Source organism: Pseudomonas sp. YL2 (assembly GCF_023063025.1).
In the GTDB taxonomy this organism is placed as follows: domain Bacteria; phylum Pseudomonadota; class Gammaproteobacteria; order Pseudomonadales; family Pseudomonadaceae; genus Aquipseudomonas; species Aquipseudomonas putida_A.
This window is the reverse complement of sequence record NZ_JAJSLU010000014.1, coordinates 76,525-93,086: the sequence shown is the minus strand read 5'-3', so window position 1 is coordinate 93,086 and position 16,562 is coordinate 76,525. Positions and strand designations below refer to the sequence as shown.

Below are 16,562 nucleotides of genomic sequence, written 5' to 3'. Positions count from 1 at the left end.
TTTATGTTCTGTACACGGCAGCGGCTGTAAAGGTAGCCAAGGGCAAGGAAGGTCCAGCGTTTCGTTATGGCTTTGATTCTTGCCGACCGCGGGGCCGCGGCACAGTGGTTGACGGGCCAAAAGGGGATCGAAATGGCCAATTTGAATGTCCGCTGGAATGCACAAGGGCTAAGGAAACATCATTTGTGGCGAGGGAGCTTGCTCCCGCCGGGCCGCGCAGCGGACCTCGCTCTTCGATTTAGAAAAGCAGGGCCTGCTGCGCAGTCCAGCGGGAGCAAGCTCCCTCGCCACAGTTTATTGATGATTGGTCAGTCGGTATAACTCAACCGCGCCGCCCTGCTCTGCCGGGTCTGCCCACGTGTGGCGAGGCAGTAATACAACGGCACCGTCACCACTAGGCCGAACAGCCATGACAGATCGGCGCCGTCGACCAGATTGGCGTACGGCCCGACGTACAGCGACGTATTGGCGAACGGCAGTTGCACAATGATCCCGATGAAATAGGCAATGATTGCGTGCAGATTGAAGCGCCCGTAAATGCCGCCGTCCGCGCGGAAAATCGAGGTGATGTCATAGCTGCCGCGCTTGATCAGGTAGAAGTCGATCAGGTTGATCGACGCCCACGGCACCAACACCAGCAGCAACGCCAGAATCAGTCCGATGAACTGCGAAATGAAATTCGCCGAGGCCCCCAGCGCCACCACGCAGCACCCCGCCAGCACCACGCTCGACAACAGCACACGCACCTTGATGCTCGGCGTCCACTGACTGGCAAAGGTCTGGATCGAGGTGATGATCGACAGCACCGCGCCGTACAGATTCAGCGCGTTGTGGCTGATGATATTGAGCAGGAACAGCACCATCAGAATCGGCCCGAGCCAACCGGTGGACTGCTTGACCGCAGCCATCGCTTCAGTGCCTTCAGGCGTTGCCAGCACCGCCACGGCGCCAAAGCTGAACGACAGAATCGTCCCCAGCGTCGCTCCCAAATAGGTCGCCCAGAACGGTTTGGCGATACCGATATCCGCCGGCAGATAACGCGAATAGTCGGAAACGTACGGCGAGAAACTGATCTGCCAGATAATCCCCAGCGACACCGTCGCCAGCCAGCCCGACAGGTTGAAGCTGCCGCGCGTCAGGAAGTCTGCCGGCAAGTCGTGGGCGAAGATGTAGATGAAACCGGCGAGCAGCGCGCTGCCCATCACCCAGGTGCCGATGCGGTTGAGCGTGTGGATGAAGTTGTAGCCGATCACGCCAATCGCCGTGGCCGCCAGCGCACCGATCAAAATGCTCAGCGGCGCCGGTACCGAAGGTGCGATGCCGACAATCGACTTACCGGCCAGCACGATGTTGGAAATGAAGAAACCGATGTAAATCAGCGCCGCAAAAAACACGATCAGCAGTGCGCCGTAACGCCCGAACTGGCCACGACTCTGCACCATTTGCGGAATGCCCATGCGCGGCCCCTGCGCCGACGCCAGGGCGATCACCACGCCGCCGATCAGGTGCCCCAGCGCAATCGCCAGCAGCCCCCAAAGCAAGTCGAGATGGAACACCTGAACCACCATGGCGCCGGTGACGATGGGCAGTGGCGCGATGTTGGTGCTGAACCATAAGGTGAACAGGTCGCGGGCCTTCCCGTGGCGTTCCGCGAGTGGGACGTAGTCGACCGTGTGATTCTCGATCAACGGATCTTGCCGGGACATCTGGGACATCTGGGACATATTCATGAACTCGAGTTTGTCTGTTCTTATCTTTGTATGAAGCCAAACCGGGGGGACTCTGGGTTGCCCCTCAGATGCAGACCATATTATGGTATTCCAAACATTTCACAAGACTGATCCGTAGTTTACGGCGCTACCTGATCCGCCATCCTCACTGATACTGCGGCCTGCAGGCCAGCCAGAAGCCCAATAAATGCTGAGTTTCCGACGAAAGCACCACGTTTATCGGTTCAGCCTAAAAGCCCTTGCAAAGAAAAAATACTGGTATACCATCAGACCAACAAATACATAAAAATCGCGTCACAACACCCGAGGACCGTCCAATGATCGATGCTGCCATCTACAAACAAGTCATGGGCTCGTTTCCATCCGGCGTCACTGTCATCACCACGCTGGACGATGACGGCCAGATCGTCGGCCTCACCGCCAGCGCCTTCAGTTCACTGTCGATGGACCCGGCCCTGGTGCTGTTCTGCCCCAACTACAGCTCCGATTCTTATCCCGTGCTGATCAAGAACAAGCGATTCGCGATCCACGTCCTGTCCGGCGGCCAGCAAAGCGAAGCTTATGCCTTCGCCCGTAAAGGCAAGGACAAGGCGCAGGGCATCGAGTGGACGTTGAGCGAGCTGGGCAACCCGATCCTGGCCAACGCGACGGCTATCATCGAATGTGAGTTATGGCGCGAATACGAAGGTGGTGACCACGCGATCATGGTCGGCGCGGTGAAGAACCTGATCGTCCCGGAGCAGCACACCGGGCCGCTGGTGTATTGCCACGGCAAGATGCGCGCCCTGCCCGTTCTGGCCTGAGCAAAACTTCAACCCCACACAAATCCACTGTGGGAGGGGGCTTGCTCCCGAAGGCGATGTGTCAGCCACCAGAGATGTCGATTGATCCAGCGCTTTCGGGAGCAAGCCCCTCCCACACAGTTTTGTAGCCTCAACAATAAAAGATCCGAGGAAGCGTCATGAAATTTTCCCTGTTCATCCACATGGAACGCTGGGACGAAAGCGTCAGCTACCGTCAACTGTTCGAAGACCTGACCGAACTGACCCTGATGGCCGAGGCCGGCGGTTTCAGCACCGTGTGGATCGGCGAACATCACGCGATGGAATACACCATCTCGCCGAGCCCGATGCCACTGCTGGCCTACCTCGCCGCCAAAACCACCACCATCCACCTCGGCGCCGGCACCATCATCGCGCCGTTCTGGCACCCGCTGCGGGTGGCCGGTGAATGCGCGTTGCTCGACGTGATCAGTAATGGACGCATGGAAGTCGGCCTCGCGCGCGGCGCCTATCAGGTCGAATTCGATCGCATGGCCGGCGGCATGCCCGCCTCCAGCGGCGGTCAGGCCCTGCGCGAAATGGTCCCGGTGGTCCGCGCCCTGTGGCAAGGCGACTACGCCCACGACGGCGACATCTGGAAATTCCCGACCTCGACCAGCGTGCCAAAACCGATTCAGAAACCGAACCCACCGATGTGGATCGCCGCCCGCGACCCGGATTCGCACAATTTCGCCGTGGCCAACGGTTGCAACGTGATGGTCACGCCGTTGATGAAAGGTGATGAAGAAGTTGTCGACCTGAAGAACAAGTTCCAGGCCGCCTTGGATAACAATCCAGATGTACCGCGTCCGCAATTGATGGTGCTGCGCCACACCCACGTGCATTCGGCTGACGACCCAGAAGGCTGGAAAGTCGGCGCTAAAGCGATCTCACGTTTTTACCGCACGTTTGATGCGTGGTTCGGCAACAAGGAGGTGCCAGTCAACGGCTTCCTCGCTCCAAGCCCTGAAGAGAAGTTTGCCGGGCGTCCAGAGTTTGAGCTGGAGAGTTTGCACAAGACGGCGATGATTGGTACGCCGGAAGAGATTATTCCGCGAATCAAGTATTACCAGGAGCTGGGGGTGGATGAGTTCAGTTTCTGGTGTGACAACAGTCTGCCGCATGAGGAGAAGAAGAAGTCGCTGGAGTTGTTTATCAGGGATGTGGTGCCGGCGTTTCGTTAAGTCATTGCTGACTGCCCGCCCCAAATAAAAAAAGCCCCGAGTAGTTCGGGGCTTTTCAGTTCAGCATGCAAATAATCTTCTGGGATATTCCACCGCCAAATTGAGTAGATTTGTGGGGATCCCTCAGGGTCTGTCCCCATTTATCACAGGTCCACCTTCATAGAAACAATTGAAACCCGGCCTAATAATTTCAATCACAAAAACACTTTCCTAACAGTGTCCATATCAGACTGGATGATCTCTAATTCTTTATCATCAACGCCGATCTCTATAAGACTCTCAACGCTGCACTTTTCGTACGTATCTGCCAAAACCTCCAACATATCAATAGCGTATTGACTTTCCCTTGACAGCCTTAGTCCACGACGAATGCCTTCCAAATAAATAGCAGTCTGAAGAACAGCGTTAGCGCCAGGAGCATCCTTTCGCATAAGACGCTCCAATTCATCTTGAGTATACGCAAACGCTTGTTCCGGACGAAAACCAAGCTCATCAATCGCGTAGCTATAGTTCCCTGCAACCATAGCTCTAGCCTGACTAAACATACTATCGACTCGCATATTCAATTTTCCACTGTCAATACATTCAATTGAATTTTTGAGGGTTAACGGGGACAGACCACATTTTCGGAGTGCTTTCTAAACGTGGACTGTCCCCATTTACCTTTATTGCATTACCTATTGCCCTAAGTAGATAGAACAACACCGGCGCGAGGCCGGTGCAATTCAAATCACTTTTACAGCAAACATCAATATAGGTTATGCAATCGAGGCTAGGCAAAATGTCTAAACATCAAGTTATGGATATATGCCGAGCCGCTCAAGCTCAGAGAAAAAATACTCCATACCTTCCCGCACGCTATCTGTATCTTTCCTTATTACAACATTATTACTTGTCGACATATTTAAAACAAAAGTATAAACATTACTCTCTCTTTCACCATCCACCTTAAAGATGAAAAAACCCTTATTTTTCATCGCCACCAACTCTAGTATTTGAATAAACTCCTCTAGCCCGACGCTATTCATACTTGGCGAACCGAAACGGGCTGCATACTTTTCAGAAAGCTCATAGAAAGACATTAATCCAGCCCTCTTAATGCTTTTGAAATATCTTGGACATTAGTCAGTTCCCCTGTCGCAACTTTATCCACCACATTCCAAATAATTTGTTTTGGCGGGCCATCCACGCCGTTTCTTATAATCAACTGCTCAACCACCTCGACGGCAGTCCGCTTGTTCCCATTATCAAACAGATGCCCGCCAGCAATATCCCTGATCATTGAGCCAACCTTATTATAAAAACCATCATAATTGGCAGCATTTGCAATAGCCGTATCAACTTCTCTAAATGAAACCGAACCGCCAAACTGTGAATTTATAGCAGTGATGTCGTCTGCACTTAAGCCGACCTTGAAACCACCAAGGCCTGTTCCACTTGGAAGGTTTGACCCTGAACTTAAGCCACTGGTAGCTAGATCATCCACCTTTCCGACAGTGCCACCAGTTACTTTTACACCACCTGCGCCATCAATAATTGCTTCTGCACCCCCCACTGCTTTGGAGGCCGTAAGGACTGGGAGAATCGCACCCGCGATGGCACCACCATCTCCTAACGCATCAAGAAAAAGTTTACCCCATTGCCCTTGCAGCAGGTATTGCGACTTTTGAGTTTCTCCGGCTGTTTCTCGCAAACACGAGATAGTGCCACAGCTCAGGTTCGCCATTTTTACGCTGACTAAAGTGAAAGCCTTACAGAAATCCGACTGACAATTCAGCAGCAATTTCTCTCCCAGGGTCTTGCTAGCCTGGTCAAATTGAGCCTGCTCAGCCTCATTGAAACCATTCTGGCTATCGGCTATAGGCTTCCACTTGTTCAGCTCATTTTCCTGACATTGCACATCCTTCCCGCACGCCTCTACCAATTGCTTGGAAATGGCCTCTTTCTGCGCATGGGTCAAGTAGTTATTAGCTGTAGCCTGCTGTGCCACCCATCCTGCAACTTGTTGATCTTTATCGCTTCCTCCCGCTGCGGCAGCTACCGTCATGCCCAGCAGTTGAGAGGTCATAGCCAGTACTTGATCGTGCGCAGCACCCGGGAATATTTTCTCCCCGGCTAAGTCAATGAGTGCCTTGTTCGCGCCGGCAGCCAATGCGGAGGTTGCAAAGTCTCCACCGGCAGCTTCACCGATCAATCCACCGACAATCGCATGCACGGCGACTTTGGTTGGTAAACCACTGCCAAGAAGGCTATCACCGACTTTTTCGTAAATGGCACCGCTCAAGGCATCTGCCGCCAGGCCGATTACCGCCTGACTCAAGTTGTCTTTGAACTTCCCACCGTTGACAACAGTTTTCAGTGCCGAATTAACCGCCAATCGAACACCAATAGCCTGACCCGCAATGCCACCACTAACCCCAGCCGCTACATAATTTTTCAGACTGTCGGTTGAAGTGACATCCTTGATAACTGCTCCCAGATTCCCTCCATTATTGATCGTACTGATCACTGCGCCACTGGCAGCAGACGTCAACACAGCAGTTGCAGCAATATTCGCCCAACCGGCGGCAGTCGCAGTGCCTGCAAGCGAAGTTCCTGCAGCCGCCATGGCGGTTCCCGACCCTGCCGTCGCTCCAGCCGCCGTACCTACAGCGGCACTTGCTGCACCCGCAGTCAATGCGGTCACGATGATGATGATCGCCAACATCGCACCCTGACCAAGTCCAGAGTGGCTGTACTTGAAGCTCTCATGAGCCTCCTGCACCTTGCGCCAATCGACATCTCCGCGTTGCTCGGCGTCCTTCAACCAAGCTAACTGCGGATTAGCCTGCACCATTGTCTCAATGGTCTGGCTCACCGTTTTCTGGTCGATTTGCCTGATATCAATCTTCAGTCCATCGACCGCTCTGATCACCAGATTCCCTTCCGCGGTCAATTCACTTTGTCGCAAGGTTTCGTCGGTGTGCCCCTTACCCTTCATGGAGTTCCAGGACAGGCTGCTACTGCTTTTTTCGTGACTTTCCTGCTTGAGGTCCTTTACCCCTTCAAAGGTCACGGAACCACCGCTTTGCACCATCAGGTTGTTACCGCTATCAAGCTTCGCCACTTGATAGCGCTGATCACCACCACTGACCAAAATCAGGTCTCCACCTGTGGTGATTCCAGTGCCGACATGAGTGACGCTAGTGACTTCGTCGCGCTTGGTTTTTTTGCTGCCGAAGCTGCCCTTTTTCTTCATGTCATACAACGAGTAATCCGTGTCCTGCGCGGCAAGGATATCGATACGGTCCCCGGCCACCAGATAAGCCTCATCCCCTGAGGTGATGCGGCTGGAGATCACCGCAAGATTCTGGCCCGCAGCCAACGCCACATCACCGCCTGCGGTAATACCGGACATGACCTGGCTGACGTGATCTTCCTGACGGGTAACTTTCTTATTCTTGGATAAAGAATGTTCTTCATCAGCAGCCGAACTAACAGTCAGGTTTTCCGTGGCTGACATCGCAAGGTCACGCTTGGCGTCGATCTGACTGGCGATGACTGTGAGATCACGACTCGCATCAGCCTTGAAGTCACGCCCAGCATCAATGTCAGCGCCCAATTGGGTGATGTCGCTGCTGTTGTGCCGATCGTCATGGAACACGCTGTTGGTGACTTGCACCGACGGCACGTTAATGTCGCGCCCCGCATTCAGAACCATGTCCTGGCCGCTTTTCATCACGCCGCCGGTGATGTTGATGTCGTTGGCCGCTTTGACGGTCAGGTCATTGGCCGCTTCGATCCGTGCGGCGTTGTCGGCGTAGTCATGATGCTGGGTGCCGAAGCGGGTGCTGTTGTCGGACGAGGTGATGGTCCGTTCGTTGATCACATCCCCGGTGCGAGTGGTCAGGTTCACATCGCGCCCGGTGATGATCCCGCCGGACTTGTTGACGATATTATTGGTCGCCAACAGATCAAGTCGATTGCCCGCCTCAATCACTCCACTGTTGACCAGATCCTTACCCGCCGTCGCCGACAGATTATTCGTCGCCTTTAACGTCCCGACGTTGTCCAGGTTCTCACCGGCAATCAGCGTCACATCATTACCGGCAATCAGCGCCCCGGTAGGACCCAGACGACCATTGGCCTGCGCCAGATAAACCACCGGCACCAGCACTTTTTCGCCGTTCACTTCGTGCTCTTCGAGCCAGACGATATCGTGGGTCAGCGCGGCGACTTGCTGCGAGGTGAGGCCGACGCCTACCGACAGGTTGAGGGCGTCCTTGCTGGCGATGGCGTTGTTCATCAGGTACTTGAACATGCCCTCGTTGGAGGTCTGGCCGTCGATGAAAGCCTGGCCGGTGCGGGCGGTCACGGCTTGCTGGATCAGGCGTTGTTCGTAGAGGCCGTCGCCGAGGCGCTTGGCGCTCTGGTCGGGGTCGTAGCCGAGTTTTTCCAGCAGGTAGTCGGAGCTCATGAACGACTTGAGGTCGGTCAGCACCGGGTTGGTTTCGATCAGGTATTTGTGCGCGCTGGACGGCGCCTTGGTGTCCGGCAGACCGGTGACGCGGGTCACCGGACGGGTGTCGATCGACTCCCTGGCGTCGTTGCCGCGGTCTTTCATGCCCGGGCCGGCGGGTTTCACTGGCACGTTGACGTCGACCGTGCTGGCCACGGCCTGCACGATGCTCGGGGTGCGGTGGAACGCATCCACTGCGCGCGTGCTGTCGGAGACCGCGGGCGGCGCGTCAATGAAAAGGTTACGCGGGCCGCCGCTGCTGCCAGCCACGACGTGAGCTTCCGTGGCGACGGTTTGCCCGCCCACGGTCCAGGTCGGCGCCGGGCCGGTTGCGGCGGTCGGCGCGGTATCAGCGGCGCCCTGGCCGCTCAGGCGGAACAGACCGTTTTCCCCGGTTGGCAGGGAAAAGCCTGGCAGGGACAGCGGGTTGACCTGCTGCTGGGCGAGGTCCGGCGGCAGTTGGCTGTTGATCCGGATGACGGTGGTGCCGGTGTTGCCGACGTTGGTGTTACCAACTTTGTTGGTGCCTCCCGCCGAACCGTAGTCCTGGTGGATAACGCTGTTTTCCAGTTCCTTGGCAGCCGTGATCGAAACGTTACCACCCGCCTGGATGACTGCATTGCGGCCAGTGTTGGTGCTCGCGGCACCGGTGCTGTCCACAGCGACCTCATTGACAGACTCCGCGTTGTACTGGGTCAACTGGCCGGGCAGTTCAACCAGATTGTTCGGGTCATACAGGGAGGGAGTTGTGGTTTCAAAGCCGTAATTCAGGCCTGGTATCGCGTTGCCCCATCCACGCAGCTTACTGACGACCGCGCCGGTTTCGCTGTCCTTGAGTGTTACAACGTCAAACCACTCGCCGTCGCGCCCCCCTTCTCTGATACGCGTGGACTTGGGAACGGCCTTACGTATGCTGCCTCCCGCTCCGATGTAATAAACAAACGGAAAATCAGGGTTATTGCGCTGGTTGTAAGGCGTCACGACACTGTCAAAGAACCGCTTGGTACCACCGTCGGTCATGCTGAGTATGTAAGTACTTGTGCGTTCGATGGTGCCGCTTTTCGCCCCGATGTTTTTGAGACTGTCAGCGGTGATATTGATATTGCCGCCAGCAGCGACGGTGCTTTTGCTATTGAGAAACGTACCGCCCTGGAAAACAAAATCCTTACCGACATTGAGCACTGCCGAGGCGCTGCTATCAGTGTCCGTACTTTGATAAAACTCTTTGGCCATCAGTGTGAAGACGTAATTGTCACCCTGGCAGTCATTGCAAATATTGGCGATATAACCCGAGATCAGTTTGCGATCGCCCGACATCACCGGACCTTCGGTACGGTTCTCGAAAACATCGGCGTTGATCTGGAACCCACCACCGCTCTCCATTGACCCGGAGATGTTGTAGACACCTGCAGCCCGCGCAGCACCGCCGTAACCCTTGATGGTCACATTCCCCAACCCGTAGAAATCACCGTGCTGGTTGGTCAGATTGCCGACACTGAGCGTCATGTCGTTGCCGCTGAAAATCAGCCCGCGATCATTGAGCAACGAAGGCGTGTTGATGTTCAGGTTTTGCGCCGCACCCAAGGTGCCGTAGTTGGTCACGCTACCGGCATTGACGGTCAGGTCTTGGCTGGAGGTGATGCGCCCGGAGTTAGTGAACTGCCCACCGACACTGATGATCGAGGTCGCACCCGCGGCAAAACTGCCGCTCGCGCCGATGTTCATCTGTGCAGCAGAGAGGTAAGTCCCGCGCTGGCTCGACAGTCGGCCATTACCGCTGTAGCCGCCAGTCAACTGCATATCGATCAGGCCATCACTGGCGATCAAGCCGTCGTTGGTCCAGTTGCCGCCTCGCACCTGCAACACATCCGAGGCGAGCAACTTGCCGTTGGCACTCTGGCTGAATTGCCGGACATTGACGTTCAAGGTTCCGGCCTGAATCACGCTGGAGTTGTTCCAGGTATCAGCATTGAGTTCCAGCAACCCACCGGTGGTGATGCTGCCCCCCGCACCGATCACATTTGCCGTGGAGATCTCGAACTTGCCGCGGCCGACGTGGTTGAGCTGACCGCCGTCATTGAGGAAGCTGCCGACGTTGACGGTCATGTCGGTGTTGGCGGTTTCCAGCACGCCGTTACGGTTGTCGAGTTGGCCGCCTATCTGGAAATCGGTCTTGCCCCAGTTGCCCAGCGAACGCAGACGACCATTCTGGTTGTTGACGCTGGCCGCCCTGACGGCGAGTTGCGTGTTGCTTTCAATGACACCCGCAACGTTGCTCAGCGCGCCGCTGAGGCCGAAGTCGATGCGCTCACCGGCAATCTGCCCGGCACCGTTGTCCAGATTGGTGCCGCTGACGCTCACCAGACCTTTGGCATAAAGCACACCGTTGCGGTTATCGAATCCGGCCGTGGTGATGTTCGCGTCTGTCGCTTGCGCGGAGATGCGTCCGCCGTTGTTGTCCAGCCCGGCCAGTGCCGACAGCTTCAGACCCTGTGCCTGAATGATGCCGCCCTGACGGTTGTTGTTGAGGTCGTAGCCATTGCGCAGCACACCTACCGTGCGCGCTTCGAGTGCGCCTTTGATGCTGGACAGGATGCCGCCGCGGTTATCGATGTCGGCGGCGTTGACGCTGACATCACCGTTTTGTGCGATGACTTTGCCGCTCTGGTTGTCGAGATTGCCGCTGACATCGAGGGTCAGGCCGTTTTCACTTTGCAGCGCGCCTTTGCCATTGTTCAGGCTCGCCGCCTTCAGTTGCAGGGCAGCGTTTTGGCTGTAGATCAAGCCGTCAGCATTGTTGCGCACTGCGCCGCTGGCGGTGATCTGTAGCAGATCCCTGGCGGCGATGGTGCCCTTGTTGCTGTTGTCCAGCGTGCCGGTCGACAGGTTCAGATTCTTCTGGCTGGCGAGTTGGCCGTTCTGGTTACTCAGGTCGGTCACGCCTTTGATCAGCACAGGACCCGCGCCAGCCAGTCGGCCACCGTTGTTGTTGAGGTCGCCGCTGAGGTTGAGGGTGATCGCGTCGTTGCTGGCGATCTGGCCGCCACTGTTGTCCAGTCGCGAAACCGTGGCGTTGATCGCCTGCTGCGCATTGATCGCGCCGCCGACGTTGGTCAGCGCCATGCTCAGCAGATCCAGCGCACCGTCGCTGGCGATCAAGCCGCCCTGACTGTTATTGAGCGCTCCGCTTAGCGTCAGGCTCTGCCCTGCTCCGCTGCTCAGAATGCCCTTGTTGCTGTTATCGAGGCTGCCGGCCTTGACGGTCAGGCTGCCCTCGGCAACTAGTGCACCGGCGCCACTGTTGAGCAACGCGTCCTGGAGCTCGACCGCGACATCCCCGAATTTGCTCGAGAGTGTGCCGCTGTCGCGGTTGTCGAGGCTGTTGCCGCTGACGCTCAACCCTTGCCAGCCGGACAGCAAGCCCTTCTGGTTGGTCAGTGTGGTGCCGCGCAGCAAGAGTTTTTCGCCGCTGATCAACTTGCCGGCGTTGTTGTTCACGGCACGAGCGATGACGTCGAAACTCAGGTTGCTGGAGATCTCACCGCGCTGGTTGTTCAGGTCGCGCAGGCGCTTGAGGGTCAACGGCCCCTTGGAGGTGAGCAGGCCGCTCTGGTTGTCGAGGTCGCCATTGGCCAGGTCCAGCGTGATGGCGTGGTCGCCCAACAGGCGGCCGCCGTTCTGGGTCAACGAAGTCAGGGTCAGATCGATGTCACCCGCGGCGGAGACTTCACCGCCATTGCTGGAGTCGAGACTGGTCGCGGTCAGCTTCAGATTGCCCTTGCTGTTGATCAAACCACTGTCACGGTTGTTCAGCGCCATCGCATTGAGCGTGACCTCGCTGACACCCAGCAGCGTGCCGCTTTGGTTGTTCAGATCGGCGCTGCTGATGTTCAGCGCCTGCGCAGCACTGATCAGGCCGCTGGCATCGTTGCGCAACAGGCCATCGACCGTAAGTTCAAGATCGCCACGGCTGACCAGGCTGCCACCGCTGTTGTTCAGGCTGCCTGCCCGCGCATCAATCGACGCCGCGCCGATCAGCCCCTTGACGTTGTCCAGCGCGTTGGCAATGCGCAGGGTCAGGCCCTGATTGCTCAGGAGTTTGCCGTTGCTGTTGTCCAGGCTCTGCGCGGTCAGGGTGAACGCTTCAGTGCTGGAGATCGTGCCGCCCTGGTTGTTGACACCGTTGAGTTGCTTGAGCAGCAGAGTGCCGGGTGCGCTGATGACGCCGTTGATGTTGTTCAACTGGCCGTGGTTCAGGTCCAGGCCCAGGCGCGTGTTGCTGAGCAGCTTGCCGCCCTGTTGATCGAAGCCTGTCACCGATGCGGTCAGTGCGCCCTGGCTGCCGATGCTGCCGGCATCGCTGTTGGTGACCTGGCCGGCGACGAGGTCGAGCGTGTCGGCGCTGCTCAGCGAACCGCTGCTGTTATCGAAGTCACCGGTCGTGACCGTGACCGCGCCTTTGCCACTGAGGGTGCCCTTCTGCCGGTTATCCAGGCCGGTACTTTTGAGCACGAGGAGGCCATCGGTGACGATTCGTCCGCCCTGGTTATCGACCTTGCCAGTGCTGTCGAGAGTGAGGTCTGCAGCGCTGGACAGGCTGCCCTGAGTGTTGCTCAGTTGCGCGGAATTGACGGTCAGCGCGCCTTCGCTGCTGACTTTACCGAGGTAGTTGGTGAAGTCGCCGCTGAGGTTCAGCAGCATGTTCTGCTGGCTGAGCAACTCACCGCCGCTGTTGTCCAGCGAACGTCCTTGCAGCTTCAGCAGCGTGCCCGTGTCGATCAGGCCTTTGTTGCGGTTGAGCAACTGATCGACCGTGAGCGTCAGTGCCTGGCTGGTGAAGACCTTGCCGCCATCGCTGTTATCGAGTTTTTTACCGGTCAGCAGCAGATCGCTGTTGGTGGTGATTTCGCCGCCACGGTTGTCCAGCGCATCGACCGTCAGGGTCATGGCTTTGGTCGAACCGAGCAAGCCACTCTGGCGATTGTCGAGGGTCTCGGCGCTCAGTTTGAGCACACCGGTGGCGATCAGTTTACCGTTCTGGTTGTTCAGGCTTTTTACCTGAATGGAAGCATCGGACTTGCCGGCAATGCTGCCCTGCTGGTTGACCAGCGTATCGGCGGTCAGCGTCAGTTCACTGTCGGCGATGAGAGTGCCGGACTGGTTGTTCAAGGTCTTGTCGGTGGTCAGCACCAGGGGGCCACGACTGCTGATCAAGCCATCCTGGTTCTCGAGGCTGACAGAATGGCTGTCGAGTGCCGCCGCAGAAATAACACCTTTGAGGTTATTCAGGGCTTGAGCAATACGCAGCGTCAGCCCTTGCTGGCTGATCAACTTGCCGTTGCTGTTGTCCAGGTCATTGGCCGCGAGCGTGAACGCTTGCTGGCTGGAGATTTCGCCGCTGTGGTTGTTCACGCCATTGAGGTTTTTCAGCAGCAGGGTGCCGGGCGCGTTGATCAGACCGTTCTGGTTGTTCAATTGCCCATGGTTCAAATCAAGGGTCAGGTCGGATTTGCTGAACAGTTCGCCACCCTGCTGATCCAGCCCGGTGACCGATACGTTCAACGCTTGCTGGCTGGCAATCCGGCCAGTGGCGTTGTTGACCTGAGCGGCCTTGAGCGTCAGAGACGCTTCACTGGTGAGTTTGCCGCCCAGGCTGTTATCGAAGTCACCGGTATCGACATGACTGGCGCCTTTGGCGCTGATCAAACCTTTCTGGCTGTTATCGAGGCTGGCGCTGGTCAGGGTCAAGGAGCTGTCGGTGCTGATCGAACCCGCCCGATTGAGCACCGCGCCACGACTGGTTACCGACAATACGCCGGCTGTGCTCAGGCTACCGGCGCTGTTGTCGAACCCGCCAAGATTGGCCGTCAGCGTGCCCTCGCTGCTGATAGTGCCCTGCGCGTTGATCAAGGCATCGTCGAGGGTAATCACCAGACCATTGAGACTGTTGAAGCGGCCGCCGCTGTTATCCAGGCTGCTACCAGTCAGCGTGGTTGCGCCCTTGGCGCTGATCAGGCCTTTATTCAGGTTGATCAGCTTCGCCACGGCGAGGCCCAGATCGGTGCCGGCCAGCAGCTTGCCGCCGTCGCTGTTGTCCAGGCGCTGGCCCTTGATGTTGAGCAGCAGACTGCTGGAGATTTCGCCGTTGCGGTTGTCGATGTCGTCGAGTGTCAGGGTCAGCGCTTTTGTGGTGCCGACCAGACCGCCATTGCGGTTGTCGAGCGTCTTGCCGGTCAGGCTCAGATTGCCCTGAGCGACCAGCGCACCACCCTGCTGTTGCAGCAACCCGATGGCCGCAGTCAGATCACCTTGGCTGGAGATCCGACCTGCGGCGTTTTGCACTTCGCCCGCGTTGAGGCTGACCGGACCGACCGCACTGATGAGTCCGCCGCTGTTGTCCAGACGTGTACCGGCGTAAGCGATACCGGACTTGCCGGTGATCTGGCCCTTGTCGCGGTTGTCCAGGCGATCGACGTTGAGCGTCAGTTGCTGATCAGCCTGGATCACGCCTGTGCGGTTGTCTGCCGTATCGCTGCGCAGTGCCAGTGTGGTTTTGCCGATGACTTTGCCGTCGCGGTTGTCGAGGCTGCCGGCTTGCGCATCGATGGCGCCCTTGGCGGTGATCTCGCCTTTGTTGCGGTTATCGAGTGCGCCGCGCAGACGCACGGTCAGGCTGCCGTCGCTGACGAGCACACCGCCATCGCGGTTATCCAGGCTGGCCGCCTGCAGACTCACCCACTGGCCGGAGCCGAGCACGCCGTCACGGTTGTCCAGCGCGCCGCTGAGGTCGATATTCAGCCCCAGATCGCCGAGGATCTGACCGCTGCGGTTGTTCACCGTTGCCGCGTTGAGCCGGGTGACGCCGTTGCTGGAAAACTCGCCGTTGCTGTTGTCCATCTGACCGAAACTACCGGTCAGATTGCCCGAGCTATGGATCACCCCTTGAGTGTTGAATAGCTGATTGGCGGTGACGTTCAGCGTCGCGTTGCCGAGCACGCGTCCCGCATTGCGGTTGTCCAGTGTGCCCGCCATGATCGCCGTGGTTTGTCCGCTGAGCGTACCGCCCTGGTTGCTCAGGGTTTGCGCAGTGCTGACTGTCAGATTGCGGCCGGCGATGAGGCTTTTGCCAGTGTTGTCGAGGTTTTGCGCACTCAGGTTCAGATCACCGTTGGCGTTACGGCTGCCGTCGGCGTTGACCCCGGCCTCGATGACTCCGGCGTTGGTCAGCTGACCACCGGCACTGAGGTTGATACTGTCGCGGGCAGCCAGGGTCTGGCGGTTGGTCAGATTACCTTGGGTTTGCACGTTCAATGTCGTGCCGGCATACACCGGCCCGCGCGCATCGAGACTGGCCGCCTTGACGTTGACCGCACCGGTCGCCGAGGTATCAACCAGGCTCAATTGACCATTGGCATCAAGCTGAATATCGCCACCGCTGGCGATCAGTTTACCGTCGAGCTTCACGCCGACCCCGGCCTCGGTGCCAACCAGTTTGATCGCTCCCGCATACATGCCGCCGAGTGCCGAAGAGTCGATTGCCAGTTGCGGCTTGGCGCTGCCATCATCGGCGCGGGCCGTGGCGTTCAAGGTCTGTGCGTTGACGTCGTTGCGCCCGGCAACAATCGTCAGATTCTGCGCCTGCAGTTGCGCATTGATCTTCGCGCTGCGGGTGATGATTTCGAAGCGGTCGACGTTGGTCGCGTTAAGCCCGGTGCCTTCGATGGCCACAGAACCCTGATCAACCTGAAAACGATCCAGCCGCCCCGCGCCATCCAGCACCGGTTTGCCGGTGGTCAGCGTCACGCGCGGCGCGTTGATGAAGCCGCAACCATTACAGGTGATGCCATAGGGGTTGGCGACTATCACTCGCGCCGACTGCCCCGCCACTTCAGTGTAACCGCGCAACTGGCTTGGGTTGCCGCTGATGACTTCGTTGAGAATCGCTTGCGCCGAGCCGCTGTTTTTCAGGTTCGGGTTGCCGATGATGTGCCCGGCCAACTGGGTGTTCGAGGTTTGCGCCGAGCCGTTGTTGAGGATGACACCCTGCGCGCCGACGTTGTAATCGTGGAACTGGTTATGCGACAGCCCGCTGCCGTTGGGCGTGGCGATGTTGATGATCGGCACGCCATTGCCGGCCCGATCCAGCGCGGTGTTGGGGTTGGCCACGACAATGCCGTCGGCCTGCGCCCACATCGGTTGCCAGAACATCACGTTCGCCAGCAGGAACGCCAGCCCGCGCTTGGGCATGCCCAGAAACGACTCACGGTTTTTTACGGCCGCAGAAGGCTGGCCTGCAAGGAAGGCGAACTGACGAACATCCATGTCGATG

Annotated in this window: 6 protein-coding genes; 2 read left to right on the top strand and 4 right to left on the bottom strand. The window is 57.7% G+C overall.

Going from position 1 to position 16,562, the window contains the following annotated elements; translation table 11 throughout:
- Positions 1 to 308: 308 nt before the first annotated feature.
- Entirely contained in the window at positions 309 to 1,715 is a 1,407-nt protein-coding gene (locus tag LVD08_RS19735) for a purine-cytosine permease family protein (protein ID WP_247269026.1), read from the bottom strand.
- A 332-nt stretch (positions 1,716 to 2,047) separates the two neighbouring features.
- Between LVD08_RS19735 and LVD08_RS19730 the strand changes: the two genes are divergently transcribed.
- Both LVD08_RS19730 and LVD08_RS19725 read left to right on the top strand, forming a co-directional pair.
- Positions 2,048 to 2,533 carry a flavin reductase family protein gene (locus LVD08_RS19730; protein ID WP_247268986.1) on the top strand — a complete coding sequence of 162 codons (486 nt, stop codon included), beginning with the start codon at positions 2,048 to 2,050 and terminating at the stop codon, positions 2,531 to 2,533.
- A 158-nt stretch (positions 2,534 to 2,691) separates the two neighbouring features.
- Positions 2,692 to 3,735, top strand: coding sequence for an LLM class flavin-dependent oxidoreductase (locus LVD08_RS19725; protein WP_247268985.1), 1,044 nt, complete (start codon positions 2,692 to 2,694; stop codon positions 3,733 to 3,735).
- 194 nt (positions 3,736 to 3,929) lie between these two features.
- On the opposite strand, the gene LVD08_RS19720 is transcribed toward LVD08_RS19725, so the two are convergent.
- From LVD08_RS19720 to LVD08_RS19710, 3 genes are all read right to left on the bottom strand, one after another.
- Positions 3,930 to 4,295: a hypothetical protein gene (locus tag LVD08_RS19720; protein WP_247268984.1), complete on the bottom strand. Its 366-nt coding sequence runs from the start codon at positions 4,293 to 4,295 to the stop codon at positions 3,930 to 3,932.
- 237 nt (positions 4,296 to 4,532) lie between these two features.
- Entirely contained in the window at positions 4,533 to 4,817 is a 285-nt protein-coding gene (locus LVD08_RS19715) for a hypothetical protein (RefSeq protein WP_115984953.1), read from the bottom strand.
- Positions 4,817 to 16,555, bottom strand: a complete 11,739-nt coding sequence (locus LVD08_RS19710; RefSeq protein WP_247268983.1) for a two-partner secretion domain-containing protein — start codon at positions 16,553 to 16,555, stop codon at positions 4,817 to 4,819. The genes LVD08_RS19715 and LVD08_RS19710 overlap by 1 nt, the downstream gene beginning before the upstream one ends.
- Between the last annotated feature and the right edge of the window lie 7 nt (positions 16,556 to 16,562).